Origin of the sequence: Pseudomonas sp. AM4(2022) (assembly GCF_036346515.1) — a bacterium.
Lineage (GTDB): Bacteria > Pseudomonadota > Gammaproteobacteria > Pseudomonadales > Pseudomonadaceae > Aquipseudomonas > Aquipseudomonas paracarnis.
Genome location: NZ_JAOTNW010000022.1, coordinates 39,239 through 64,568, shown reverse-complemented (window position 1 = coordinate 64,568; position 25,330 = coordinate 39,239). Strand labels below are relative to the sequence as shown.

Genomic DNA, 25,330 nt, shown 5'->3' with positions numbered 1-25,330 from the left:
TAGGCGATGAAGTGAAAGTGAACACCTGGGTTAACCATCGAATAAATGAATCATAAATAGGCATTTTTTACGCTTTTTCTCGATCATGCGCTGCTGGATGATAGGCCCATCAACAGGAGACGATCATGCTTGAACTTCGACCTTTCAACACACTGGGCGGCGCCCACCATGGCTGGCTTGACGCTCATCACCACTTTTCCTTTGCCGAATACCACGACCCCCAGCGCATGCACTGGGGCAACCTGCGGGTGTGGAACGACGACATCATCGCCCCCGGCAGCGGCTTTCCCCAGCACCCGCACCGCGACATGGAAATCATCACCTATGTGCGCGAAGGGGCCATCAGCCATGCCGACAACCTGGGTAACAAAGGCCGCACCGAAGCCGGCGACGTGCAGGTAATGAGCGCAGGCACCGGCATTGCCCACAGCGAATACAACCTGGAGGCTACGCCAACCAAGATCTTCCAGATCTGGATCATCCCCAATGAGGCCGGCTTGCCGCCGTCCTGGGGCGCCAAACCGTTTCCACAAGGCAACCGCGAGGGCTTTGTAACCCTGGCCAGCGGCAAGGCTGGCGACAGTGAAAGCTTGCGGATTCGTGCGGATGCACGCTTGGTGGCGGCGAACCTGAAGGCAGGGGAAAGCGCGGAATACCGACTGGACAGCGGCCGCCGGGCGTACCTGGTGCCCGCCACGGGCGTGATTGACGTCAATGGTGTGCAGGCACAGGCGCGAGATGGTGTGGCGGTTGAGGATGAACAGGTATTGCGGGTGACAGCGATTGAGGACAGCGAAATCGTGCTGGTGGACCTGGCCTGATCATGTAGGAGCGAGCTTGCTCGCGAAGAACTCACCGGCACCGCGTTCACTCAGGAAGCACGCGTTATCGTTGACGTTTTTCGCGAGCAAGCTCGCTCCTACATACAGTGTCAGTTATTGGCTGATCGCGCCGTCTACCAACACCTGCGCCTCTTCCACCAGTTGCTTGAGGTGGTCTTCACCGATAAAGCTCTCGGCGTAGATTTTGTAGATGTCCTCCGTGCCCGAGGGTCGTGCGGCAAACCAGCCGTTTTCGGTCATGACTTTCAAGCCGCCAATCGCCTGGTTGTTGCCCGGCGCATGGCTGAGGATCTGCTGAATGGTCTCCCCGGCCAATTGCGTGGACGTGACCTGCTCCGGCGACAGTTTGCCCAGCAGGGCTTTTTGCGCTGGAGTGGCTTTGGCATCCACGCGGATGGCGAACGGCTCACCCAGGGCATCGGTCAGGCCGCGGTAGATCTGGCTAGGGTCCTGGCCTTTGCGCGAGGTCATTTCCGCAGCCAGCAAGGCCGGGATCAGACCGTCCTTGTCGGTACTCCACACGCTGCCGTCCTTGCGCAGGAACGAGGCACCGGCGCTTTCTTCGCCGCCAAACCCCAACGAACCTTCAAACAAGCCATCGGCAAACCACTTGAAGCCCACTGGCACTTCGTACAGGCGGCGGCCAATACGCGCCGCGACGCGGTCGATCAGGCCGCTGCTCACCACGGTCTTGCCCACGACTGCGTCGGCACGCCAGTGCGGACGGTTCTGGAACAGGTAGTCGATGGACACCGCCAGGTAGTTGTTGGGCGCCAGTAAACCTCCGGAAGGCGTGACAATGCCGTGGCGGTCGTGGTCCGGGTCGCAGGCGAAGGCAACGTCGAAACGCTCCTTGAGACCGATCAGGCTTTGCATGGCATAGCTGGAAGATGGGTCCATGCGGATCTGGCCGTCCCAGTCAACGCTCATGAAGCGGAAGGTTGCGTCGACCTCGGTGTTCACCACATCCAGGTTCAAGCGGTAATGCTCGGCAATCGCCGACCAGTAGCGCACCCCTGCTCCGCCCAGTGGGTCCACACCCAAGCGCAGGTCGGCACTGCGGATCGCGTCCATGTCGATCACATTGATCAGGTCGGCCACATAGCTGTTGAGGTAGTCATGGCGATAGGTGGTGTCGGCTTTGAGCGCCTGGGCGTGAGTGATGCGTTTGACCCCGGCCAGCTTGTTGGCGAGCAGTTCGTTGGCCTTGGCTTCGATCCACTTGGTGACATGGGTATCGGCCGGGCCACCGTTAGGCGGGTTGTACTTGTATCCGCCACTTTGCGGCGGGTTGTGGGACGGTGTAATCACAATGCCGTCCGCCAGGCCGCTGGTACGACCGCGGTTGTAGCAGATAATGGCGTGGGAAATCGCCGGCGTCGGCGTGTACTCGTCGCCCTCGGCCAGCATCACGTGCACGCCGTTGGCCGCCAGTACTTCCAAGGCACTGGCACCGGCTGGCGTCGACAATGCATGGGTATCCAGGCCGACAAACAATGGGCCAGTGATGCCCTGTGCTTCGCGGTACAGGCAGATGGCCTGACTGATAGCCAGCACATGCCACTCGTTGAAACTCAGTTCGAACGAACTGCCACGGTGCCCGGAGGTACCAAAAGCCACGCGCTGAGTGGAGATCGCTGCATCAGGCTGGCCGGTGTAGTAGGCCGTGACCAGTCGCGGGATATCCACCAGCAACTGGGCTGGCGCCGGTTTGCCCGCAAAAGGACTGATAGTCATGCATAAACCTCGAAAAGAAGGATTCGGAAAAAATGACAGTTTACTGAGACTTGGACTACTGCGCGACGGTATCGATCCGACGGTCTGAAGAGAAATTTCACACACTACATCCTGATCGGCTGTCAGGCCGCTATCGCAGGCAAGCCAGCTCCCACATTGGATAGTTGTAGGAGCGAGCTTGCTCGCGAAAAACTCACCGGCGCCGCGTTTATCCAGGAAGCCTGCGTTATCGTTGACGTTTTTCGCGAGCAAGCTCGCTCCTACTCAGTCTGCGCCTGCTGTAGTGACTGCGCCAACGTATTCAGGGCGATGTCCAGGTTGGGATGGCCGCTGAAGGTATGACTCAAGCGCATATGCTGATGATGTAAACCACTGAGGCTGAACAGCTCGCCGGGGGCAATCACCACCTGCTGGGCGAGCATGCGCTGAAACACCAGGCGCATGTCCACCGGCGCCGTCGACTGCAACCAGAAACTCGCCCCAGCCACGGGCATCCGGTAGTGCACGCGCCCTTGCATACGCGCATCCAAGCGGTGACTCATGGCGTGCGCCTGCTCATGGAGGCGCTGGCGCAACGTCTGCAGGTGCTGGTCGAACCGACCGCTTTCGTACAGCCGGGCAATGGCGCGTTGTCGGATAGCGGACAGTCGAAACGAACGCAGTAAGAATTGGCGCTGCAATTCACTGCTCATCTGCCGTGTCAGCAGGTAACCAAAGGGAGCCTCCGGGCCCAACACCTTTTCGAACGAAGAAAATACGATCAGCCGTTCTGGGTTGACCAGGCTGCGCAAGGCCGGACCGGGCGGCGCAAAGCTCACGTCACCAAAGGTATCGTTCTCCAGCAACCAACAGCCGTGCTGGTCGAGCAGACGCGCTACGTGCAGCCGCTCGGGCTCGGTCATGGCGTTACCCGAGGGCATGCTGACCACGGATGAGAGCAGCACCAGGTGCACCGGCTCATGGCGCAGCAGGTGCTCAAAAGTGGCCAAATCGGGGCGACCGTCGGCGCGCCAGGGCCATTCAATGACCCGCACGCCAGCAGCCTGTAGCAGGCGCAACACCAGGTAATCGCAGGGAGATTCAACCACCACCACGGTGCCTTTAAGGCCCAGGGCATCAATCAAGATGTCCAGTACGCCTTGAAGGTCGGCCCCCACATACACCTCATCCGCTTGCCAGCAACGGGTGGGCGACGAGGTATAGCGTGCGGCCAAGGCCGCGCGCAACTCCCACACACCGCAGGGTTGCGAAGGTTGCAGGTGATGGGGATACCGGCGTACCAGTTGACGCTCCAACGCCAGCAACGCGCCATCCAGCGACCCCAACAGCGCCGGCTCATCGCCACTGAGCACCACCATCGCCGGGCGCCGGGCGGCCGTGTACAAACGCTCGAGCAAGTCTGTACCCGCCATAAGGGGCGCGTTTGCAGCCACGGGCCAGGCGAAGTAGCCGGACTTGGCCACCGAGTACACTCGCCCTTCCTTTTCCAGCAACGAATAGGCGTACTGAATCGTCGAGATCGACACATTCATGCGCGTCGATAACTGCCGCAGGGAAGGCAGTTTCACCGGCGTTTCCCGGCTGACTTCGTTGATCAGGTTGATCATGTACCGGTACACCGCCTGATAGGCAAAGTCTGCTTGCCGCTCCCCCCGAAGATTCATCGTTGATCACCGGCTTTCATTGGCCAATACACGCTGCTAACGCCCCGATGCTTGGGCGACGCGCGCCTCGGGCCGCGCGAAAGCTTGTTTGCGCGCCCGCATGCCACGTTCGCCTAACAGCGGGCGCTTACGATAAAGGTGCTGCAACAGCGGCAGCGGCAACCCACTGGTATCCACCAGCCATTGATGCAGGATGTCCGATGCGGGTTTGCCCTGCAGTGCCTTGTGCAGTTCAGGGAGTGCCACCAGCATGCCGGGATGGCATTGACGCAAGAAACTCTCCAACCGTTCGCCATGCTGAACGAAGGGTGCAAACAACAGGCAGGTCAATTGGCTGTCGTCCAAACCGGAGAACTCCTGGATGTATGCGGTGGACAACAGCTGCCCTTCTCGCCCGGACGCTTCTTTGATCAGCGCGACCGGTACTTGTCTGCGATGCAGGTAGTCACCGGCCTGTCGAACAAATCCTGCGACGCCATGTTCGTAGGAAAGCTCACGCAAGCATTGGGCCTGCACGCCGTGCAAATGCGCCATGAGCAATGGGTTGGGATAGGCGGGATGGCTGAAATGGAACTCGAACGGGTCCCGCTTGTGGGCGAGGAACCCGGTGAGCAGTGGCGCATGGGCGACGTCGGCGTCTTTGAGCAGGTCGGCGATGCCGATATAGGCCAAATGACGATGCCCGCCCCCGCCCGGACTTTCGTTGCCGACATAGTGCTCGCCATAGAGGTCGCGGTAGCAACCCACGCTCCATTCCTCCATGCGTGCAAACCACCCATTGAGCGACGATGGTTTGGCGGGCGCAAATGCAAGGCCGGTCGCCAGCGCACTTTTTTTCAACCACGCGATGTATTGGCTTTGCTTGCGCGCTGAATCACCGCTGACCAAGGCGTGCACGCCGCCGTTCCAGGTAGCGACCCGCTGATAGAAATCGCCCAGGGCCAGGAGCGTGTCATCGCACAGGGCGGCGCGGATATCGCCGGACGTCAGGTGCCCGATCATCAGCTTGTTACGCTGGCTGATTTCCCGAGCGGCACTGGACGCCGGGCGCTGATGGTTGAACGGCAGCACCTCATGATTTTCCACCATCAACAGCTCGACGCGGGGGTCGTCATGGAAGAACAGCGCTGCGTAACTTTGATTCAGAGAGTCGAGCGTTGCCTGAGTCATACCCGCATGCCGCAATGTTGCCACCCGTATCTGAAAAGTCTTGGGCGAGCGTCCGGCGATGGTCAGTTGCGCCGCACGCAGCAACGCGAGGGTGTAGCTGCTCACTTCGCCGCCACCGTGGGCGATCAGTACTTTGTAATTGCCCACTTGTTCCATGCCGCCTGCGGCCACCACGATTCGCTGAACGAGCAATTGAAGTGACGTTCGTTCGGCGCGCGTAAAGTGCCCGATTAAACGTTGCAGAACTTGCTGGTAAACATAGCTCATGGCTTGTTCATGAATAGTGCTCATCGTTCTACTACCTGAGTTGAAATATCAGTTTCAAGCAACTACCAAACAGGATTGCTCGACCTATTACATCTGTAGGCTTGTCATCCATTGCGCAGTACAAGTTGGAGTCAACATTAGCACCTTGCAACAAAAGCGCAGGTGAGAGCATTGAGGGCGCCCATGGCCGCCCCGCTGGCGAATCCAGCGTCTGCGCGACCTCCAGCGAAATAGCTGTTAGCCTTAGGAATATTCCGACAACGTCCTACACTGTTTTAACTAAGAAATCAGAGAAGCATCCGACGAATATCAATCATCTGCACACCCTGGCTCCGTGCAAATCAATAGCGTATTCGTTTTGCACTTTCCTGGAGAAACAATCCGAGCTTCGTTAGTTCTGAGGGTGCGTAACGCAACTGTCGTGCAATCAATCATGGCTCAATCCTTGAGATGACAATGAAGGCTCAATTATCGGCACTCAAATAATGATTAACAGATACAGAACAGCGTCAAAAAGCAGTTCAGATGAACTGCCAGCCAATTTAAATGACGCCCACACAGGAGCGCCGCACTGGATTTCAGGGCGGCGCGAGGCAATAACGGTATTGTTTACGGGGCGCAGCGCCCCTGCGGCGGCTCAACCCCGCTGCGGGTTAAGCCCTGTCAAATGGCGCATTTGCCTCATCGGCTCAGGCGCTGGAGTATTCATTTGCGAATACTCCTACAGCTCAAACAGCTTCAACCTGCAACGCCACCCGTTCGCGACACGGGCATTCATCCATGTATCGGTGTGCTTCGACGAACTGACTGAACGGAAATACCGTGGTTTTCAGTGGGACAAGCACACGGTCGGCTGTCAGCTGGTTGATATCGCGCAATGCGCGCTGCAACGCCACCTGGTCCTGGATAATGCCCAGCTCCGGCTTGCCGGTGAAGTTGCCGATACAGTGCACAAAGAACTGAATGTTCTTCTGGAACGCCGCACAGGCCGGGAATGGCGTCTGGTTGCCACCTTGCAGGCCATACAGCACCAGGCTGCCACGCGGTGCCAGGACGTCCCCGAGCAGCGACATCTGCGGGCCACCCAGGCCATCGAACACCACGTCGACGCCACGGTTGTCGGTGAACTTGTTGATCTGCATCAGCAGGTCTTGTTCTTCGGTAACGATGACTTTTTCCGCCCCGAGGGACAGCAGGTATTCGCGCTCAGCGCTGTCTTTGGTGGCGGCAATCACCCGCACACCCAGGGCCTTGCCCAGCTGCACAAACGACGGACCGGAACAGTGGCTGGCATCGGTCACCAAAGCGAACTGGCCGGGCTTGACCCGCGCCAGGTCCATGTAGGCAAAGTACGCAATCAGCAGTGGTGTGTAGTGCACGCTCGCTTCAATCGGACTCAAGACATCCGGATAACGGGTCAGGGCCGAACGGGGCAAGACAATCTGCTCGCCATACACCGGGTAATCATTAGGGCTCTCGGCCGGAAAACTGGCCACCTTATCGCCCACCGCCAAGTCATCCACGCCGTCGCCGAGGGCAACCACAACCCCGGCCATCTCATGGCCCAGGCCAGAAGGCAGGCGTGCATGGGAAGACGCCAGGTTCTGGCGCCACAGAATGTCGTACCAACTGATGCCGATCGCGTCGACACGCACCTGCACTTCGCCCGGTGCGGGCTGCGCGGCCGCATGCTCTTCGCATTTGAGCACCTCGGCCGGACCAAACTTGTGAAAACGGATCGTGCGGGACATCGCAAACCTCGTCAAAGTAACCTCTAATGCCATGAACTTTATCTGGGCTTTGGGGGTAAGACCACCGGTCACCATTAATAGTCGACATGCCTGTCATTGATTCCGCGAAGGAGGAGCACACCTCAACTATCGTAGGAAAAATCAATTAGCCGGTGCAGAGTACCAGCCTTTCCCCGTAAGATTCATGCCGGTCATCCTTCTGAATCGAACCTCAGGGGTTGCTACGTGACCGCTCACATCAAGTTTGCTGACTCTTCCAGGACACAAGATGAACCGTAACGACCTGCGTCGTGTCGACCTTAACCTCTTGATCGTATTCGAAACCTTGATGCATGAGCGCAGTGTGACCCGCGCCGCCGAGAAATTGTTCCTCGGCCAGCCGGCCATCAGCGCGGCGTTGTCACGCCTGCGCGGGTTGTTCGATGACCCCCTGTTCGTGCGCACCGGGCGCAGCATGGAACCCTCGGCCCGCGCCGTGGAAATCTTCGCCCTGCTCTCCCCGGCCCTGGACTCGATCTCCACCGCCGTCAGCCGCGCCGCCGAATTCGACCCGGCCACCAGCACCGCCGTATTTCGCATTGGGCTGTCCGACGACGTGGAATTCGCCCTGCTCCCGCAACTGCTCAAACGCCTGCGCTCCGAAGCCCCCGGCATTGTGCTGGTGGTACGCCGCGTCAATTACATCCTGATGCCAAGCCTGCTGGCCTCCGGTGAAATCTCCATCGGCGTCAGCTACACCGCCGACCTGCCCGCCAACGCCAAGCGCAAGGTCCTGCGCCGTAGCCTGCCCAAACTGCTGCGCGCCGACAGCGTGCCCGGCTCGCTGAGCCTGGATGACTTCTGCTCGCGGCCCCACGCCTTGGTGTCATTCGCGGGCGACCTGAGCGGGTTTATTGATGAAGAGCTGGAGAAACTCGACCGCAAACGCCACGTAGTACTGGCCGTGCCGCAGTTCAACGGGCTGGGCACCTTGCTGGCGGGCACTGACATTCTGGCCACTGTGCCAGATTATGCGGCGGAAGCGTTGACCTCGGCGGGTGGGTTGCGTGCCGAAGACCCGCCGTTGCCGGTGCGCTCGTTTGAGCTGCATATGGCGTGGCGGGGGTCGCAGGATAATGATCCGGGGGAGCGGTGGTTGAGGTCGCGGATTCAGATGTTTTTTGGGGATCCGGATAGCCTGTAATGGAATTCCACTAAATTCCATAAAACCGTTTCATAACAATAAGTTATTGGTTACTTCAGTCCATCGACGTCTGTCTAAATCCAACGGTTGCGCCGTCAGTAGGCAAAGGCTGGGTGTTCGTCTCTCCGGTCTATCCGGGACGTCCCATAAACCCGACCTCTATGCTCTAGTCCTTTCAGCGCATCTGGCCGGGGTACAACATTACGGCCCATGGCTTTCGCGCCCTACCGGACCATTGCACACGAGCATTTGGGTATAGATCCTATCGTGCTTGAACTGTCTTCATCCCACCGAATGCCGGGTGCGCTCGTGGCAATGTACGCACGGGCTCAATTGCTCTTGACGGTGTACTTGTTTATTACGGGGTTCAAACACGAAAAAAAGAACGGTGGATACCGGCTATATCCACCACCAGCCCCCACACGTCAGGGCAATGACCGCGCCCACTCCCAGCAGCCACCAGTACAGGGTGCGCTTACGCACTTGCGCACCCGCAGGCAGGCATTCAGGTGGCCCCTCAGGCGACGGTTCAATTGGCACAATCACCACGGGCACTGACGGCGGCAACGCCGGCGTTGGGCTGGTGACCGGCGATCGCCCATCCGGCTCGGTACGACGCGCCAAGCGCTGCATCAATCCACCGAGCTGCTGACGTAACGCTTGCAGCATGACCGGAGGCTCATGCCTCTGGCTAACCAACAGCCTTGCCAGCCCCTCCAGCTTTTTGTCCATGTTGGCCAGAGCGGCTAATGCCGAGCGTGGGATTTCCAGGCTGCGCAGTACCCGCTGCCATTGGCCGAACAACCAACCCAATATATCCAGGCGTGCCGACACCTTGGGAGGCCACACACTACCGTCTGCGCGGCACAAGGCATCGATCATCTCTACACCCTGGGCCATGCCTTCCAGCCCCCGCAGGTGACTGCAAGCCAGGGCAAAACAGGCGGTGGTTTGCAGGTCGGCGCCATTTTTTTCGAACAGGGTCAGGCTTAATTGCTCCACCTGGGCCCAGTCCACATCCGGACAGGCCGGATGCGCCAATTTGGCCAGCTCATTACGCAGCAAGGCAAACTCACGCAAGCCACTCGGGTCGCCGCCCACTCGCAGCGGTCTTTCCAATAACGCCGTCATTGCGCTTCCTTCAGGGTTCATGGGTTCGACAGATAGTTCTGCCGCCTCAGGTGGCGTACCAACACCTTGCCTTCGGGTGCCAGGGTGGCAGCAAAAGTTACCTGCTCACCCGCTTTGAGCTGCACGTCGAGAGCGTATTCCAGATGGCCAGGCATGGCTTGCGGCAGCAGCTCGATCTGCACCGCCGCCAAACGAGGCTCGTACTTGAGCAGCGTGTGCACCAGGGTGTTCATCAGCCCGTGCGCCGAAGCGGGCAAGCCTTGCAGGATCTGGCCCATGTCCGGCAAACCGTAATCCGGCAGGTGGCTCAAAGAGCCCGCGCGGCTGTTGAGGATGCGTTGCAGGTTGTCCAGCACCGACAGGGTTTGCTGGTCCTCTTCGCGCACGCGATGCAGGTCCAGTTCACCGTCGAAATTCTGCAGGAGTATTTCGTAGAGCGAGGGGTTCAGCTCTCCCATGCGCTATTTCTCCACCGGCGTTTGCAGCGTCAATCGGTTGTTACCCAACTCGATCACTCGCGCCTGGTCCGGGTCCAAGTCTTCGCGGGACAGCGTGAGGCGCCAGGTGTTTTTGACGGTATCCGGGTTGCGAAATAACGCCACCACCGTGACAAACTTCGCGTCCTTATGCATGGGCATGTTCAGTTGCGCGCCCTCTCCGGGCTTCACTACCTGGGCTCGCTGGTCCAGCAGATCGGCACTCAACAGGTTGTCCGCATCGCTCAGCACGCGTTCATAAGTCGCCTTGTTGATCAGCGTGTCGTCACGCAACTGATACACACGCACGAGCGTGGGCACCGACAGGCCGCTCATGTCGGTCACGTCAGTGTTCATCGCCGCCCGGCCAGTGAAGTCCAGGTGCAGGGTCGTCACTTGCTTGTAAAAGATCGACTGGGTCGTGGACACCGTGGCGTCCGTCACCTTCTGGGTCAGCCCACAGCCGCCCAGCAGTGCCCCGAGCACCGCCACTGTTACTGCATTAAAAACGGTACGCGACATGCTGTGCCTCTCTGAACTGGGGGTTACCTTGCAGGCCCTGATAGCGGCCCAGATTGATGGTGATGGTGTCGTCGGCGCCGATCTGCCAGGCCGTGCCGCCCAGGCCCAGCACGCCGGTCATGCCCAGCAGCACCGGTGGGCCGCCCAATACCGGTTTGGGCAAGCTGCGCACCGGCAGCGACAACTGCAATTTCGCGGTGCAACGCCAACCCAGGTACACCCGCAACAGCACCAGCAGGTCCGTGTACAACTGGCCGCCCGGCAGCCAACCGTGGGCTTCGGCCAGGTCTTCGGTGTACAGCGCCAGGTGCAACTGGCTGTTGGCATCAAAGCCGGCGCTGCCCAGCGGCGTGCCCTGGGACAAGCCCACCGGGCGGCTGGAGGACAGACTGGCCGGCTGTGCCAACGGAATCTTGCGCGGCCAGTGCGGTGTCACCTTGGGTTGGGTATTGGGCGCCAACAGCTTGACCAGCGCGGTAATGCCTTCGGCGTTGCGCGTGGGCAGGCGCATCACGCCCAGCAGCGCCAAAAAACGCGAGATCGGTGTGGCCACCTGTTGCGCCGTACCGGGAATGCCCAGGCCCACCAGCCCCAGCAGGCATTGCGAAGTGGCGTCGCGGCCACCGCTTTCAAACGCCGCAGGGTAAGAGTACTTGCGCCAGATCCGGTAGAACTGGGTAAAGATCCGGTGATTGAAGATATCCAGAAACGCCTCCAGGGCTTCATGGCCTTCGCGGCGTTGGGCGATGTCATCCAGGAAGCTGGTGGGCATCGGCGAATCAACGCCGTACAGCCCCAGCAGGCGCGTGCGCACCGTGGCCGGGCGCTCGGGATGGTACTCATCGGTTTCGATGGCCCGCAGCTCTCCGGCGGGAAAGCCCATGCCGGGGTCGGGGCGAAAGCGCACCGGGTCATCCGCCGGGTGGGCGGTGCTGCCCAACAAGGGGTGACCGGGCAACGCCTGTTCCAGCAACTGGCAGAACCGGTACAGGTTGGCCTCCGCGACCCGCCCGCCCAGTGCGTCCAGCAAACCGGAGGCTTTCAGCCGGGAATACGCTGACTGTGGTTCTCGTTCCATCGCAGGCACTTTCCAGTAGGTTGCAGGATCAGCGTGAGCTGGTTGAATAAATGAATGTCGGCATACAGGCCAAAGAAGCGGTGGAGCATCTCACCGAACAGGCTGATATCGCCCTCCCCCGAAAACCCGTTGGCATCCAGGGTGACTTCGATGTCTACGCCGCGCAGTAAAAAGCCCTTTTCGAAGCGCTGAACCAGATGGTGGCGAACATCGACAATCGCCTCCAGGCGACGACGGTTCAACTCGCTGCCGGTCCAGTCGTACAGCGCCAACGTGCCGCGCAGTACCTCGGCGCTGTCGAGCATCGGCAGGAAGTTGGAGCCCAGGTGGCTGAGTACCCGCCAATGGAAACGATCGCGGTTGGGCGGGTACTGCGGCAGGCTCGGCGCGCACAGGTTGCGCACCCGCAGGCCGGCCTGGGTCGATTGCACGGCGGTGTCGAGCAAGGTGCTTTGCAACGCCTTGCGCGGCAACAGGCCGTTGGTGCCGGTCAAGCGCAGGGACAGGCTTTCGGTGGTGTTCAAACGGTCCACGTCGAAGCCCTCGCCCCCCAGGATCAGCCAGGTGTCGTGCAGGCCCTTGGCCGAGCGCTTCAAGCGGGTGTGGAAGTAGCGCTCCGGCGCGTCGTCGCGCAGCATCCCGCCCTTGTGGCGGAAGCTGGTGAACGGCACATAGTCGTGGCGTTCGGCGTTTTTCGACGAGGTGACCCGGTCGACCGAATAGATCTCTGTATGGCCGTCCTGCAAGCGCATCGGCCGCAGCAGGTAGTCAGTCTGCAACGGCGCCAGGGTCAAGGGGTCGGCCTCCAGCGGGAACAGGTTGATCACCGGCACCGCATGCAGGCGAATGTGCTCGTGGTTGAGGCTGAATTCGTGGGGCCACGCCTCGCGCAGTACCACGTCCAGTTCAAACCAGGGCGTGCCGGCAGCCAACGCCAGGCGCTCCAGCCCGCACAGGGTCACGAACATGAACTTCTCGCGGAAGGTGAAATATTCCAGCAGCAACTGATATCCGCTGAAGGCGCTGTCGCCCTTGGGCCACAGGCGGTCTTCATCGGCAAAGCCCTTGGGCGCAAAATGCGCCTGCAGCGCCTGGCGCTCGGTTTGCCCTGGCAGGCGCGCATACACCGCCTGGGTGTTCAAGGTCAGCGCCTGATGCAAGGCGCTGGCCAGTGGCGCGTCGGCATTGAGGTACAGCGGCAGGCGGCTCAGGTCGATCTCGCCCCAGTCGGTCAAGGCGCCGCAGGCAAAGCGCAGGCGCAACACCGAGCGGCCGTCCGGCTCGTAGGCCAGGCGCACCTGCTCCAACGCCAAAGGTTGCAGGGTCAGCGCCTGGGTGGTGGTGTAGCAGCAGCGTGTTCCGTGCGCACCGATGGGCTGGGACAGCACCTCGAAGCCTTTCGCGATCGGTTCGCTGTGCTTCATTTGCTTGAGGTCTGGCGCCAGCTCGATGATCGACAGCGACGGAATGGTGCGCAAGTAGTGCGGCCACAGCAGGCTGACCAGCCCTTCGGTCAGTTCCGGCAAGTCATCGTCGAGCTTTTCGCGCAGGCGCCCCATCAGGAACGCGAAGCCCTCGAACAGGCGCTCTACGTAAGGGTCTTGGGCACCGGCTTTATCCAGGTTGAGTTGCGCCGCCCGGTCGGGGAACGCCTGCGCGAACTCCTTGCCGGCTTCGCGCAGGTAGCGCATCTCGGCGTCGAAGTAACGCAGTGTCAAATTATCCATGCTCACAAACACACTCCTGCTCAATAAGGGTTAGCCGCACAGCACGGCGGCGCGTACCGGGTCGATCGCCACCAGCGAGGCCAGCAGCGCTTCGGTGCGGCGGGCCAGGCCGGGTTTGTCGGCATCGTTGCGCTGGGTTTTCAAGCGCAGCAGCTTGAGCAGACGCGCCTTGACCTCGAAATTCAGTTCCGGCTCCCAGGTCGCCAGGCCATGCTGCTGCGCCGTGGCATCCAGCTCGCCAAGCAGGTGCATCGCCAGGTCACTCTTGCCGTATTGCTCGGCAACCCGTGCCATCAACAACCGCAACAGCCAGCGTTGACGACCGGTCTGCGCACCTGGGCGTGCCGCCAACCAGGCCAGCGCCGCCTCGACGCCATCACTGTCAGCCTGGGCCACCGCTTCACTTTCCAGCGAGAGGATGTCGGCGTCGCCGGAGGTCAGCACCGCCCGTGGCGCGGGCAGCCATTGTTGTGGGCGATTGCCGCTGACGTGCTGGGTGATCCAGTCACGGGTGGTCTCGTCGGCGAAGGGTGTGCCGTCGCTCCAGTGCAACAGTTCCAGGCCCGGCAAACGTTCGAGGAACATGCCCAGATCACGCTTGACGATGTCTGCCCAACTGTCCTGCGGCGCCGGTTGCTTGCTCAGCGCCTGGTACAAGTACCACTGCAAATCCAGCCAGAAATGGTTCACCCCTTCGGCGTACATACGTTCGATCTGGTCGAGCAGTTCCGACCAGCCCTGTTGCAGGTACAGGCGCTTGAGCTGCGCACGATAATCGCCACGCGGTGGCGCCAGGCGCGTGGTGCCGCTGGCCTCCTCTGGCGGCGCCTGGTGCACGGTGTCCCAGCGCAGGCTTTTCATCAGCCGGTGCGCCGCCAGCCACCCCAGGGGTTGCTCGCGCAAATAACCGGCCAGCGCACGACCGTTGTCCAGCAGGTCACGCCCGGACTTGATCGTCGTAACGCCGGGCGCCGCCGTATGCAGATTGGTTTCATGACTGGCGCTGTGCTGCGGCACCAACGCATCCACCCCGCCCGACTGCGCCAGCCGCGCCGACAACGCGTCATACAGCGCCCCCAACGCCGGACGCTGATCCGCCGGCCAGGCTTGCAGCCCATGCTCCAGCCAGGCCAGCGCCGCCACCGTACGCTCGGCCTCGCCGCGCACCACCTCCGGGTACAGCGACAGGCTGTCCAACACCTTGCCACTGGCCAGCCACTCCAAGGCCATCTTGCGGGTGTTGGGCCGCGTCGGCAGCACCTGTGCAGCATAGCGCTCGACCAACGCCGCCAACAAAGTCAGACCATCGGCCAACCCGGCCTCACCGTCTTTTTGCAGGCGCGCCCACAGGTAATAGGTAGCGACGCGCAAATCCTTGCAGGTGTGCTCCAGCAGTTTCTGCGCCCACTGCACCACCTGCTCGGCATCGGCGCCGGAGAGCTTGTTGACCTCTTCGCGCATACGCTGGAAGTCGTCGTCATAACCGGGGTCGTGGCCGGCGGGCGCGTCGCTGCTGATCGGCTGCAGCCACGCTTGCCAGGGCCCGGCCTGCTGACGGGCCAGGGCCACGGCGTCACGTTCGCCCAGGCATTGGGTGACTAGGGTGTGCAGGGTCATTCAAGGCTCCCGTTTTGCGCTGTGGCCGTGGTGCCCTCAGCCAGAAAAATCTGCTGCGGCAAGGTGAAGTTGCGCAGCGCCAGCAACGCCAGCGGCCCGGTGCTCATTTCGGTGCGCAGGTTCCAGGTCAGGTCCAGGCCATCTGGGGCCTTGAGCACCATGCGAAAGCGGCTGTCGCCGTCGTCCAGCGGTGTGAGCGTGGCTTTTTCCAGCAGGCGGATCAGGCCCCAAGTGCCTTCAAAATCCCCGAATAGGCGCTCGCCGCTCTGCACGCTGGTCCAGCTCAAACTCGCTCCCGGATCGTCGCTAAAGCCCGGCCAGTTGAAGCGCTGCCATGCCTGGCGCTGGTTGAAATATTGATGTTCCTCGCCGTTGAGAATGAAGTTGGTCTGCACCACATTGCGCGACGGCCTCCCCTGCAATTCGAAGCTCATGCCCATGCCGCCGTCGGTGTACATCACGTCGGCCAATTGGCTGAGCTGGTTGATCGCCGCCAGGAATTGCGGATTGAAGCGCAGCCCCTGGCTATGGCGCGGGTCGGCCACCCAGCGGCTGCCTTCCTTGCGCAGCACGCCGCCCAGTTGGTTCTGCAAAAACTGCTCGATGCGCCCGGAGTCGGCGCGGATCATCTGCCCCAGCATCGGCAGCGAGGCGTCGCTGGTGGTGTTGGCAAACGGATAACGCCCGGCGAAAGCGCCCTGCCAGTCGGTGACAATCGCCCGCCGCCACTGGTTGTTGAGCCCTGCCGCCGAAGGTTGCAGCACCCGTTGCCAGGCTTGCGCCAGTGGCTGCACAAACAGCGTCTGGCCGACTACACCCCACTCCGCGCCCAGGCTGGCGGCGATCAGGCTGCCGTAGGACTGGGTGTCGGTGAGGTCGACACTCTTGCCCTGGAACACGGTTTGCGCCAGGGCCTGGGTCATTTCCCGCGGGTCGGAGGCGCTGCTCACTTGTTGCAGCTTCAGGCGCACCCGTGTCACGCGGGTGAGGAAGGCCTGCAGGCTCAGGCGCTCGCTGTCGGCCTGGCCTTCGGCGTCTTTGCCAAGCAGGGTCAGCAACGGCCCGAACGTACCTTCCAGTGGGCTGCGCGGCACCTGGCTTTGTTGGTCAATCACCGGCACCTTGTCCTGGTCGAGCAAGTCCTTCGCTGACTTCATCAGCGAATCAGCCAAGGCTTGGGTGCGCTTACCGGCTTGGCCCTGGTAGGCCAGGGTGTTCATCAGCGCGATCAGCGGTGACTGGCGCACGTCGGTCATCAGGGTCAACTGGTCGATCACATCGCCCATGCCCTCGGCCTTGCGCCAGCGCAGGCTGTTGAGAAAGTCCAGCCAGGCACTGGCGTAGTCCTGGAAGTAACGCTCGGTGAGTTGCGCCTTGAGCATTTGCGGCGTGAGTTCGGCGGCAATCTCGGTTTGACTGTCGCTGAGCACCCAGTCGATCTCCTCGCGACGCGCTTCGGCGATCTCATCGATGGCCTGGCGCACCTGGCCTTCCCATGCCTGCCGGGTAAAGACGCCCGGGACGCTGGCGGTGGTGGCAAACAGCGCCGAGGCATCGGTTTCACCGACCATGCTGTGCAGGCTCAAAGCCGGGTATTGATTGGCCGCGACGTCGAGCACCTTACGGTACAGCGTGGCCTGCGCATTACGCTGGCCCAACTGGCTGAGCAACACCTGACGGGCCTGGGCCACCAACGCCGGGTCGGCCTTGATCGCCCAGTCCGGGTGCGCCGCCAACTGCTCGCCATAGAAGCCCCACAGGCCCGGCGACAACCCTTGCCAAAGCCCATTTGTCACGCCGTTGCGCGTCGGCTCGGCGTTGCCCAGGGCCTTGCGCAAAAAGGTCGCGTCAGCCTTTTGCGGCCGGGCCAGCATCAGGTACGCCTTTAGATTTTCATAAGCCCCCGGCGCCTGCGCGGCGCGCTGTTCGCTACCGGGTGGCAAGGCAATAAACGCCTTGAGCCGGCCTTGCAGGTTGGCCACCACAGGGTCGCGCATCAGGCGATTATTGGCCTCAACGTAGTGCGGCCACACCGCTGCCAGCAGGTTCTGGTTCTGCTCCAGGCCGAAGCGCTGATACCAAGGCACACCGTTTTTAGCACGGTAATCCAGACGCGCCAGTTCACGGGTCAGATCGTTGAGCGCGGTCAACTGCACGTCGCCGCTGCCGGGCTGCTGCAAGGCCGCTACCGAACGCTCGACCTCGCCAATCTGCACGCGGTTGGTCACGAACGACAGCAACAACCCCGCGCCCCACATCAACGCCAACCCCAGCACCAACGCATAGCCGACGCGCACCACGCCCCAGCCCAAACGCCGAGCCGTGCGGTTATCGTCAAGCACACCCTGCCACGGGGTAGGCGCGGACCAGTCGTGGGTTTTTGAAGCAGACTTTAGCGGCGCCACCGGCAGGCTGAACCATAACCCACGCAACGGCACGCCCCGGGAAAACTCGGGCGTCAGCGGCTCCAACACCTGCCGCCAACGGGCGATCCCCTTGGCCTGCAAATCCCGCGACAACCGCAGCAGAAAATCGTGGGCCAACGTCTCATTCATCTGCCCCAGCCCGGCGCGGCGCAACGGCGTGAGCAACTCGGTCAACTGCTCCTGCAGTTCCTGCGCACTGAAACGCTCGGGCAATACACAGCCCACCGGTTGCACCGCACGGCCAGTTTGCTCCCAGGTGCTGGCGCACACTTGCCACAGGTACAAGGGCAACTGCCAACCTACGTGATGCGCCAAGCGTTTTAACAGGCGCACGCCGGTGGCCATCGCGGCATCGTCGGCGGCCTGGGTGTTGTCCAAGGCCCAGACTACGCCGTCCAGGGAGCGCCAGCGGCTCAGGCCGGACCAGTGTGCGGTGAAGGTTTGTTCCAGGGATTCATGGGCGTTGCCGCCCCACAGCAGGACTGTGCCCTGGCCTTCCAGCCAGTGTTGGGTGGTGAGGTTGGGGGCGATGGCGTTGACGGTGTCAGGGTCGCCGATGATAAGGAGGAGGCGGACTTTTTGGCGCCAGAGGGGGCCGTAGTATTCGCGTAGGTGAGCCTTCAGCTCTGGCAGATGCGCACTCGGCTTTTGAGGCAAGGCCATCTGTTTATCTGTCTCAGGATAAACCTTATCCGCTAGCCCTTGTTCTCGATGGTTTTGGCGCTTGAGATACGTCAATAGACGCGGTACTGAATAGACCATCATCGCGAAGATGATGATCAGTAAAAAAGCAAAAAACTTGTGGTGGTTCTCAACGAGCCCCAACTGATCGCCGTACGTCCAGATAGCCCAGCCCACAGCAGTCGCCAGCGCAATGACCCACACCGCAGTCCCCGCGCGGCGCCATGAATTGCTCCCCATGTTCATGCCAACTCTCCTGTGGTAACCGTGCTGATCCAGCGCTGTGATTTTTCTCGGGCCAATACCAATAAAGGCTGGCGTTGATGCCGGACTATCTCCACGCCAAGCGCGGTTACCAGCCAGTGACCCAGCGGCCCCGGGCGGCCGCACAAACCCTCCAGAAGCCACTGCTGCTCGGCCTGCAGCGACGAGCCGTGCTCGGCTGCTATGGCGAGGATTCTTCCGGTGATTGGCTGCCAATCCGCCCCATCGGCTAAAAGCCCTGTCGCCTTGCCAGCGCTGGTCTGGGTTTGCAGAAACAGTGAAAATTCGCTGTCCAGTGCGTCGATGCTCAAAGGCATTGGCCGTAAGAGGCCGGCCGTCACAGGCAGCTTCAAGGCCTGCGCCAGAGCGTCGGGGCATAGCAACAAGGCAGCCAGGCCGTCGGAATAGGTGTCCTTGCCACAGACCTGTAGCACCAGGACCAACTCGATGGTCGTACTCACCGTTTTAAAGACGTCATCGACCCACTGAAAGGACAGCTCATTCACGACGCTGATCATCACCGGTTGGGATAGGTTCGGACCGGCGGACCAGGTCTTCTGTACGTCGTCGCGCAAGGCCTGGTAGTGGTCTGGAGCGACATCGCTCAACAGGGTGATCCGCAGATCCTGGCCCACGGGCAGCGTTTGCAGGCTCGGCGCCAGCGCCTGGATCAGCATCTGCAACCCAGCCGCTGCACGCGCCTCTCGCGCAGGCAAAGCTGCCAAGCGCCGCACCGTATCTGTACGCAAAGGTATTGCAGAGGGGTTTTGAACCAGCACACTGGCGGACACCTGATCAGGCAACAGCACACAACTGGCAGCCACGGCCAGGCTACGCTGCGCCCACCCCTGCCAGGACTGCTCCGCCTCTCGGGCTTGCGCCTCAAGAAACTGATAATGGCTCAGGGCACCGCCGTACAGATGGGCACGAGCGCCGAACGCCAGTACCCACACCAGCAATGGGAAACCGGCGAGCGCCCAGATGTTCAACACCTGCAGCCACGGCAGACGTTCGGAGGCATGCAGCACAAACAGCAACACGCCGACCAGCACTGCCACGATGGCCGCCAACAGCCAACGCATCATCACAGGAGGTTTCGGAGCTTCCACCCCCTCGGGTACCCGACGATCCCAACCCATGACTAGCCCACCCCGCAATCGGGAGCGCTGGAAATCAACTGGCAGCCGCACTCACTGCGGCAACCGTTGATCACCATGGCCCGGCCACCTTCGGTCCAATCCGGGCAGCCTTCGACGATGCGGTTGACGCCATGGCCTGGCAGTGGGCAACGCACTAGATCACCGACCAGCGCGACGGGTTTGCCATGCACGGTGGTGGTGGATGAGGCTGATATAACCTCTCCACCGTGGGTGGTTTTATCACCCAATAAAACAAAACCTTGGGACATATTTATAACTTCCAATAACCAGCCCGCAACAAGCTAGGCGTTCACAAAAAAATCAGGTTTGTTCGTGGAACAAAACCCAAACGAACTCCTCCTTAAACCCCACCTCACGCCACAACTAATTAAATTCCCGGGGACACTGCGCCGTTCCATTGCTAGCATTTAAAGCACTTCCAAGCGTCAACGTGTCAGCCACAAAAGAGAAAGGCAAGTCGATGATAGCTAAAGGAATAATAAAGCCAGCAGATCCCTTAATCATGTTCCAATTGGTTGCCACATACAGATCCAAATGCACACCTTGATAGGGGCAAAATGGGCCATTCATGGTCACTGCTGCGAATGAGCCACAGCCGGAAATAGAAATAGCAGCGACTCCTAAGAGGCTATATTTAAAATGTTTCATACCATTCCTTTAAAAATAAGCCCACACAAAAAACAGAGAACTCAGCCTTTCAACTTGAGACCAGACCTAAATCACTTCGCCAAAAAATCTGCCTCTCCCCCAACCCGCCCGCTCAATTAGTCGAACACCAACAAGAAAGCAAAGCCTTCACTTCAATTAAAAACTCGCCCCATCAACGCTTAACGTGATTTCATTTTTTATATTTATCAGCACTACGCAAAAACACATTAAATTTTGTTCGCTCTACATCCTGTCGCATAAAAGGCGTATTTAGCTTCAAAATTATCATAGCCTTGGTACACTTCCCGGGCGAAAGTCTAGCCCTCATGAAAGAAGAGGGCCAACCGTCAAAAACGGCCTCCTGCGACGATACACTAACAAACTCTTCAACCGTATCATTGCACAACTCAATCATCGCCCCATGAATCAAGAAAGTCTTGGGAAAGAGTTCAGCCCACTTTTTATTTACTTCCCATCCAATATCTGAAACCGACGCTTCGCGATGGCTATAAATGGAAGCCACCCTCGGGCTTTCACCATCATATCCAAACGTTATTGGAATCCAAAAAGTCATATAATCAGCTTCCTCAGATTGAACATATTTCACCTCTTTAACACCTTCAATCATCTTGACCTCTTGAATAACGCTACTCATGTCGCTTTCATAATTATCCTCAACACGCACTTGAACATAAATCACTTGAGGTTGATCACTCAGTACCTGGCTGACCGGAACCTGCGTGTAATTAAATCCTCGAACACAACCAGATAAAAATAGAAAAATTACAATCAGCGGTATTTTACTCATTTATCACCTCATTCTTATTTCAACTTATTCTTTATAGCCAATCAAACGGAATACCGTTTCTTGAAGCTTTGGGCGCACTCATCGGCAATCATGGGACATGTGATGCTGGCCTACTCTTAAGGAAAACTGGCTCTGGGTGCAGGCAGTGAGAGTGAGCAGCAACAAGCTGCCCATTGCATGGCGGATGAATGTGTCCATATCTCGATCTCACCCCAAGTTACGGAGAGTCGGCCTGGAAGCTTGATGGTCACTGCGGCGTTCCCAACCGGATGGCTTGCAGCTTCTTAAAGCTTGGTTTCTTGCCATCCGCTGTAACACTGCCATCGGGGTAGGTTAGTTGGGGATAATCACCGGTCTTCTGCACCTTCGGCCCAACCGAATAAACGACGTAGCCAGCATGTAGCAAAGGCTCAAACGCCACCTTTCGAGTGTTCAGCGCGCGATAGTACAAATACATTTCTCCTTCGCCAACAAGCCAAGCGAGCTTTTTATGGCCATTAATAAAATGCTCACTAATTCGTGGGTAATAGTCCTTCCTAATCAGCAGATCACCGCTGACCGTTATCGTCGGCTCAAAAGCAGAGCGCTGTTGTGGTAGATGCTGATCAAACATCACAATAACGCCCCCCCCTGGGCCCGCTTTAACGTTCTCTCCGAAGTGCGTCGTGTTGGCATAGGTAACGCCAAAAGTGACGTTGCTCAGTTGCCACTGACATCGGGTACCACCATTGATGGCTAGCTTCGCCTCATATATATCGCTCTGCCCCTGCTGCTGCGGCTGGACCGTAGTAGACAGGTAGCCATCCTCCTCATAACTGGACCAATCCGCTCCGGAGCGCTTGATCGGGCATTTTTCAGAGCGGTACATCACCTGCATGGGTTCCGCTGCAAGATTCGGGGGAACCTTTACCGTAATGCTGACCTGCTCTCCTCCCGGTGGTGGCGCCAAGGTTTGGTTCTGGGCGCAACCGCTAACGCTGAACAGCAACAACAGAACACCGCTCATGCGGCATAGGCGTGTATTCAAACGCTGAGTTCCTCGGTGACAGTTGGCGCCGTCGATGCTCATTTTTTGCTCCTGCGGCGCAATGTGGTGGTCGACGAAATCGCACACGGTTTCGTTTTTTTCAGTAGTCGAAATGTTCATGAGATAAGCGTTTCCCCTGCGATTGAGGCGCTTGGTTCGTTGTGACGTCCCGAAGGGTTCCTTCGGGCTTGGGTGATCTCGATCATTACGCCGAACTCCCGTTTGCGGGCAAACCGCTTCAGGGCTTCGGGCCCACCTTCCAGCTCTTCAGTCGCGCGCAACGCCATAGGCAGTAACGTTTGCAGAGCAAGGAACTGTTGGTTGCGATGCCTTTCCGTCTCGGGAACACCCAGCGTGTGCATTTGCTCCTCGAACTTCACTCGATCCTCCTTGCGCTTCAGCGGTCGTTCGGGATCGATCAGCTCCAACAATTGGTTATGCAAGAACGGTAGATAGGCGTCGTTCATCTTGTGGTCTTTTGGACTGGTGCGGCTGGAACTTCGCTCGGGGTTGGTGTGCGATGGAAACAGATCCGCCAGGTTTTGCCGGTTCAATGAACGGATCAGGATTTTCTGATCTTCATGGGCGAAGCGACTGAACTCATCGCTCAGGCTCGGTACCAAATAAATGCGTGTGCGATGCGGTAGTCGCTTAAGAACGGTGGTGTGATAGGGAGCGCCAAGTCCTTCTTTACCGCGCTCGGCCGGGGAGTTGGAACCCCTCGTTTCCACATGCTGGTCGGCTCGGTAGAACATGGCGATCTTGCCGTGATGCCAGTAGGGGTCTCCAAAGCTGACAATTTTCCCGGCCACCAACTGGCCCACGGACCAGGTATAACCCAGGGTGGAGCCCAGCGGGCCCAGGACGCCGTACAGCCAGTTATCCAACGCCGCCTCGGGCGGCAGGCTGGTGATGAGGTCCGCATCATTGACATGGCGGAAGTGCGTCACCGCTTTCAGACGCTCCAGCGCCTTGGCGGTGAAGGTGCGGGGCATACCGTACGTGTAGAGCCGTGGGTTAGAATTTTTCAACTCCGCAGAGTGAATTAGGGCTAACGCGCCCCCCAAACTATGACCACAAGTAAATAAATCCCGACCTTCTAATGCGTCTTCAATATCAATGAACCGTTGAGGAAACAGCTTCTTAGCCACCTCAAACGCATGCAAAAACCCATAATGAACACTGCCCGCATCAGTCAGCGGCGTACACGCCGACTTCAAGTCGCAACCACTGCCATCGGTCGGCATTGGGCGGTACAGCGCATCAGTCGCCCAGTCCATGGGTTCCTGGGTCCCGCGCCAAGCCACGACCACTTGGGTCGAGTTGACGCAATAGAACAGCTGGGTGTTTTCGATGATGTACCACGGAATTCCCGCCTCACCCGGGGGTACTTCGGCCGCTGAAGAATCAAGCATGACAGCCGTGATGTAGCGCTGGTCAAAGGGTACGTCCACCACCAGTGCCGGCACGTCGATTATTACCGGCGCGCGGGACAGGTCGAGGCACTGGCGATAAAAGAACTCCTCTACCGAACCGGAGACGGTGCTGGGGTCGGTGCCCGGTCGTTTTTTTAACGCCTCCTGGGCCACGATGCTGTAGGTCAGGGTGGACATCAGCCCAAGGTTATAGGCATTGGCCATGCTGTATTCAGGCTGATGATGGAGTAGCAATGACCAGGCACGATACGGGCAAATTTCCAGTACGTGACGGCGATTGAGCTCCTCATAGGCCACCGTAAAGCCACCGAAGGTGGGGTCCGGAAAATGGAAAGCCGGAAGTTGGTCCGAGTCTGCCAACGGAGGGTCGAAAACAGGGGCCTCATCGCACAGTTGACCGATGCGCAGGTAATGATAGTCGTGACCTGCCTCGCGGGCCTGTTTCTCAATGGGTGAGAATCCCGAACGCTGCGGACCATACAGTGGCGACCGGTCACCAATGACAGGCCGCGGCGGCTCTGGCCGCAGCGCACGCAGGCGCCGGGTTTGTAGTTGCTCGGCGAAAGGTTTGACCGTCATTAACAACGTGATGGGTATCGGGTGCAGCCCGTCGAGACGAATTACGCCTTCGGAATCACTTTGGCCCGAACACTCAGCAGCACACCCTGCGCGTGTGGCGTCGTTCACCGCACGATAGGGCATGTTCGCCAGGGGCTCGCCCTGCTCGTCCAGCAGTTGGAATTCGACCCAATGCTGTTTCTGCTTGCCCCCGACAACGTCTTTACGCGGGTTGAGGGTGTCCGTACGGTGAAGGGTGTCGTTCATGACGTTCCTCACAAATAGAGTGTTATTGGGGAGAACGGAAAAAAACTCAGATCAACCATTTAATTCACTCCCCACTTAGTGAATTCCTCTATTTCGTCATCAAAATATTCCGTAGCTTCTAAAGCCGCCCAACCAGCTGCAATTCCGGCCCCCAACATGAGCCCGATAGTGCAAATCGGTGCGCCTGGACCACACAACGAAATTGCCGCCGCACTCCCAAGCACCGTTCCCACAACCCCACCACCAATAACAGCCCCCTGCTTAAAGGCCTCTTTGGGCTTATTATCAGCATTAGCAATATCATAGGCTGCGTACACTATGGTAACCACAATTAACACCTTACCCGAAACCCTAAGCACCTTATTTGTAGTATTAAACTTTGCATCAGCCCTAGCTGATGATTCTATAACCTCGTAGTATGCAACATTCCTTTCACCAGGATTTAACTCTGCAAAATCGCGACCAAATCTTTTAATAGAGTTTTTATTTAAAAGGCTATCAAGACTGGGTGGCGCTGCCTTTTTAGCCTCGACCACAGCCTTTCCCTGCACTGATGTTTTGGCTCTAATTTCCGCCATAATCTTATTGCGAGCTTCATAGCAAAACTCTACCGCTTCCTTTATCGAAATATTTCCGGCTTTCACCTGAGCCAGCACTTCATCTTTGACCCGTTTGGCATTGCGATTGTAATTTCCTCTCTGTTTCGCATCGCTTATCGCGTCTGCAGAAAACTTGAGAGCGGCTCCCTCAAGTGACTCTAGGGCTTGATATAGAACCTCATCGTCAACTGGGTGGTCTATGCCAGCCAAATAATCTCGATAAAAAACATCCATAACGCACCCCGCGAATCGAGTTAACAACTATTTCGAGCAAATAAAAAGCCCTTCAAC

At 59.1% G+C, this 25,330-nt stretch carries 20 protein-coding genes and 1 pseudogene; 3 read left to right on the top strand and 18 right to left on the bottom strand.

Going from position 1 to position 25,330, the window contains the following annotated elements; all coding sequences use genetic code 11:
- Window positions 1-125 precede the first annotated feature (125 nt).
- Window positions 126-821: a pirin family protein gene (locus ODQ19_RS23530; RefSeq protein ID WP_116668009.1), complete on the top strand. Its 696-nt coding sequence runs from the start codon at window positions 126-128 to the stop codon at window positions 819-821.
- 114 nt (window positions 822-935) lie between these two features.
- On the opposite strand, the gene pgm is transcribed toward ODQ19_RS23530, so the two are convergent.
- The 4 genes from pgm to ODQ19_RS23510 form a co-directional block, all read right to left on the bottom strand.
- The gene (gene pgm, locus ODQ19_RS23525; RefSeq protein WP_330211356.1) at window positions 936-2,579 is read right to left on the bottom strand and encodes a phosphoglucomutase (alpha-D-glucose-1,6-bisphosphate-dependent); all 1,644 of its coding nucleotides are present in this window, start codon (window positions 2,577-2,579) and stop codon (window positions 936-938) included.
- Between the two features lie 260 nt (window positions 2,580-2,839).
- Window positions 2,840-4,243: an aminotransferase-like domain-containing protein gene (locus ODQ19_RS23520; protein ID WP_116668007.1), complete on the bottom strand. Its 1,404-nt coding sequence runs from the start codon at window positions 4,241-4,243 to the stop codon at window positions 2,840-2,842.
- Between the two features lie 36 nt (window positions 4,244-4,279).
- The gene (locus ODQ19_RS23515) at window positions 4,280-5,704 is read right to left on the bottom strand and encodes a hypothetical protein (protein ID WP_330211355.1); all 1,425 of its coding nucleotides are present in this window, start codon (window positions 5,702-5,704) and stop codon (window positions 4,280-4,282) included.
- A 704-nt stretch (window positions 5,705-6,408) separates the two neighbouring features.
- Window positions 6,409-7,431, bottom strand: a complete 1,023-nt coding sequence (locus ODQ19_RS23510; protein WP_116668005.1) for a zinc-dependent alcohol dehydrogenase family protein — start codon at window positions 7,429-7,431, stop codon at window positions 6,409-6,411.
- A gap of 268 nt (window positions 7,432-7,699) precedes the next feature.
- On the opposite strand from ODQ19_RS23510, the gene ODQ19_RS23505 reads away from it, so the two are divergent.
- Complete coding sequence (locus ODQ19_RS23505; protein WP_057702989.1) at window positions 7,700-8,614, top strand: LysR family transcriptional regulator; 915 nt, start codon at window positions 7,700-7,702, stop codon at window positions 8,612-8,614.
- Between the two features lie 101 nt (window positions 8,615-8,715).
- Window positions 8,716-8,953 (top strand): annotated as a pseudogene (locus tag ODQ19_RS23500) (integrase); the annotation flags it as partial.
- Between the two features lie 60 nt (window positions 8,954-9,013).
- On the opposite strand, the gene ODQ19_RS23495 reads toward ODQ19_RS23500, so the two are convergent.
- The 14 genes from ODQ19_RS23495 to ODQ19_RS23430 all read right to left on the bottom strand — a co-directional run bounded on the left by ODQ19_RS23495 (window position 9,014) and on the right by ODQ19_RS23430 (window position 25,273).
- Window positions 9,014-9,745 (bottom strand): type VI secretion system ImpA family N-terminal domain-containing protein, encoded by a 732-nt coding sequence (locus ODQ19_RS23495; RefSeq protein WP_330211354.1) that lies wholly within the window; start codon window positions 9,743-9,745, stop codon window positions 9,014-9,016.
- A 17-nt stretch (window positions 9,746-9,762) separates the two neighbouring features.
- On the bottom strand, window positions 9,763-10,203 hold the full coding sequence (tssE, locus tag ODQ19_RS23490; protein WP_330211353.1) for a type VI secretion system baseplate subunit TssE: 441 nt from the start codon (window positions 10,201-10,203) through the stop codon (window positions 9,763-9,765).
- Between the two features lie 3 nt (window positions 10,204-10,206).
- On the bottom strand, window positions 10,207-10,743 hold the full coding sequence (gene tssJ / locus ODQ19_RS23485; protein WP_065944078.1) for a type VI secretion system lipoprotein TssJ: 537 nt from the start codon (window positions 10,741-10,743) through the stop codon (window positions 10,207-10,209).
- On the bottom strand, window positions 10,724-11,821 hold the full coding sequence (gene tssG, locus ODQ19_RS23480) for a type VI secretion system baseplate subunit TssG (protein WP_330211352.1): 1,098 nt from the start codon (window positions 11,819-11,821) through the stop codon (window positions 10,724-10,726). Before tssG ends, tssJ begins: the two co-directional genes overlap by 20 nt.
- The gene (tssF, locus tag ODQ19_RS23475) at window positions 11,785-13,554 is read right to left on the bottom strand and encodes a type VI secretion system baseplate subunit TssF (RefSeq protein WP_330211351.1); all 1,770 of its coding nucleotides are present in this window, start codon (window positions 13,552-13,554) and stop codon (window positions 11,785-11,787) included. Before tssF ends, tssG begins: the two co-directional genes overlap by 37 nt.
- Before the next feature lie 24 nt (window positions 13,555-13,578).
- Window positions 13,579-15,165 carry a type VI secretion system protein TssA gene (tssA, locus tag ODQ19_RS23470; protein WP_330211350.1) on the bottom strand — a complete coding sequence of 529 codons (1,587 nt, stop codon included), beginning with the start codon at window positions 15,163-15,165 and terminating at the stop codon, window positions 13,579-13,581.
- A complete protein-coding gene (locus ODQ19_RS23465) occupies window positions 15,162-18,254 on the bottom strand; it encodes an ImcF-related family protein (RefSeq protein ID WP_330211349.1) in 3,093 nt (1,030 codons plus the stop codon). The genes tssA and ODQ19_RS23465 overlap by 4 nt, the downstream gene beginning before the upstream one ends.
- Window positions 18,255-18,514: 260 nt before the next feature.
- On the bottom strand, window positions 18,515-19,675 hold the full coding sequence (locus tag ODQ19_RS23460) for a hypothetical protein (RefSeq protein WP_330211348.1): 1,161 nt from the start codon (window positions 19,673-19,675) through the stop codon (window positions 18,515-18,517).
- 2 nt (window positions 19,676-19,677) lie between these two features.
- Complete coding sequence (locus ODQ19_RS23455) at window positions 19,678-19,944, bottom strand: PAAR domain-containing protein (RefSeq protein ID WP_330211347.1); 267 nt, start codon at window positions 19,942-19,944, stop codon at window positions 19,678-19,680.
- Window positions 19,945-20,059: 115 nt separating this feature from the next.
- The gene (locus ODQ19_RS23450; protein ID WP_330211346.1) at window positions 20,060-20,344 is read right to left on the bottom strand and encodes a YceK/YidQ family lipoprotein; all 285 of its coding nucleotides are present in this window, start codon (window positions 20,342-20,344) and stop codon (window positions 20,060-20,062) included.
- A gap of 190 nt (window positions 20,345-20,534) precedes the next feature.
- Window positions 20,535-21,152, bottom strand: a complete 618-nt coding sequence (locus ODQ19_RS23445; RefSeq protein WP_330211345.1) for a hypothetical protein — start codon at window positions 21,150-21,152, stop codon at window positions 20,535-20,537.
- Window positions 21,153-21,399: 247 nt separating this feature from the next.
- A complete protein-coding gene (locus tag ODQ19_RS23440; RefSeq protein ID WP_330211344.1) occupies window positions 21,400-22,299 on the bottom strand; it encodes a hypothetical protein in 900 nt (299 codons plus the stop codon).
- Window positions 22,296-24,440: a lipase family protein gene (locus ODQ19_RS23435; RefSeq protein WP_330211343.1), complete on the bottom strand. Its 2,145-nt coding sequence runs from the start codon at window positions 24,438-24,440 to the stop codon at window positions 22,296-22,298. The genes ODQ19_RS23440 and ODQ19_RS23435 overlap by 4 nt, the downstream gene beginning before the upstream one ends.
- Window positions 24,441-24,499: 59 nt before the next feature.
- Entirely contained in the window at window positions 24,500-25,273 is a 774-nt protein-coding gene (locus ODQ19_RS23430) for a hypothetical protein (protein WP_330211342.1), read from the bottom strand.
- Window positions 25,274-25,330: the final 57 nt, after the last annotated feature.

Coding starts and splice junctions, on each gene's coding strand:
- ODQ19_RS23495 (WP_330211354.1), bottom strand. CDS start 9,745: ATGACGGCGTTATTGGAAAGACCGCTGCGAGTGGGCGGCGACCCGAGT.
- ODQ19_RS23460 (WP_330211348.1), bottom strand. CDS start 19,675: ATGGGTTGGGATCGTCGGGTACCCGAGGGGGTGGAAGCTCCGAAACCT.
- ODQ19_RS23520 (WP_116668007.1), bottom strand. CDS start 4,243: ATGAATCTTCGGGGGGAGCGGCAAGCAGACTTTGCCTATCAGGCGGTG.
- ODQ19_RS23530 (WP_116668009.1), top strand. CDS start 126: ATGCTTGAACTTCGACCTTTCAACACACTGGGCGGCGCCCACCATGGC.
- pgm (WP_330211356.1), bottom strand. CDS start 2,579: ATGACTATCAGTCCTTTTGCGGGCAAACCGGCGCCAGCCCAGTTGCTG.
- tssE (WP_330211353.1), bottom strand. CDS start 10,203: ATGGGAGAGCTGAACCCCTCGCTCTACGAAATACTCCTGCAGAATTTC.
- ODQ19_RS23510 (WP_116668005.1), bottom strand. CDS start 7,431: ATGTCCCGCACGATCCGTTTTCACAAGTTTGGTCCGGCCGAGGTGCTC.
- ODQ19_RS23440 (WP_330211344.1), bottom strand. CDS start 22,299: ATGAACATTTCGACTACTGAAAAAAACGAAACCGTGTGCGATTTCGTC.
- ODQ19_RS23435 (WP_330211343.1), bottom strand. CDS start 24,440: ATGAACGACACCCTTCACCGTACGGACACCCTCAACCCGCGTAAAGAC.
- tssJ (WP_065944078.1), bottom strand. CDS start 10,743: ATGTCGCGTACCGTTTTTAATGCAGTAACAGTGGCGGTGCTCGGGGCA.
- ODQ19_RS23515 (WP_330211355.1), bottom strand. CDS start 5,704: ATGAGCACTATTCATGAACAAGCCATGAGCTATGTTTACCAGCAAGTT.
- ODQ19_RS23445 (WP_330211345.1), bottom strand. CDS start 21,152: ATGAGTAAAATACCGCTGATTGTAATTTTTCTATTTTTATCTGGTTGT.
- ODQ19_RS23430 (WP_330211342.1), bottom strand. CDS start 25,273: ATGGATGTTTTTTATCGAGATTATTTGGCTGGCATAGACCACCCAGTT.
- ODQ19_RS23505 (WP_057702989.1), top strand. CDS start 7,700: ATGAACCGTAACGACCTGCGTCGTGTCGACCTTAACCTCTTGATCGTA.
- ODQ19_RS23465 (WP_330211349.1), bottom strand. CDS start 18,254: ATGGCCTTGCCTCAAAAGCCGAGTGCGCATCTGCCAGAGCTGAAGGCT.
- tssA (WP_330211350.1), bottom strand. CDS start 15,165: ATGACCCTGCACACCCTAGTCACCCAATGCCTGGGCGAACGTGACGCC.
- ODQ19_RS23450 (WP_330211346.1), bottom strand. CDS start 20,344: ATGAAACATTTTAAATATAGCCTCTTAGGAGTCGCTGCTATTTCTATT.
- ODQ19_RS23455 (WP_330211347.1), bottom strand. CDS start 19,944: ATGTCCCAAGGTTTTGTTTTATTGGGTGATAAAACCACCCACGGTGGA.
- tssG (WP_330211352.1), bottom strand. CDS start 11,821: ATGGAACGAGAACCACAGTCAGCGTATTCCCGGCTGAAAGCCTCCGGT.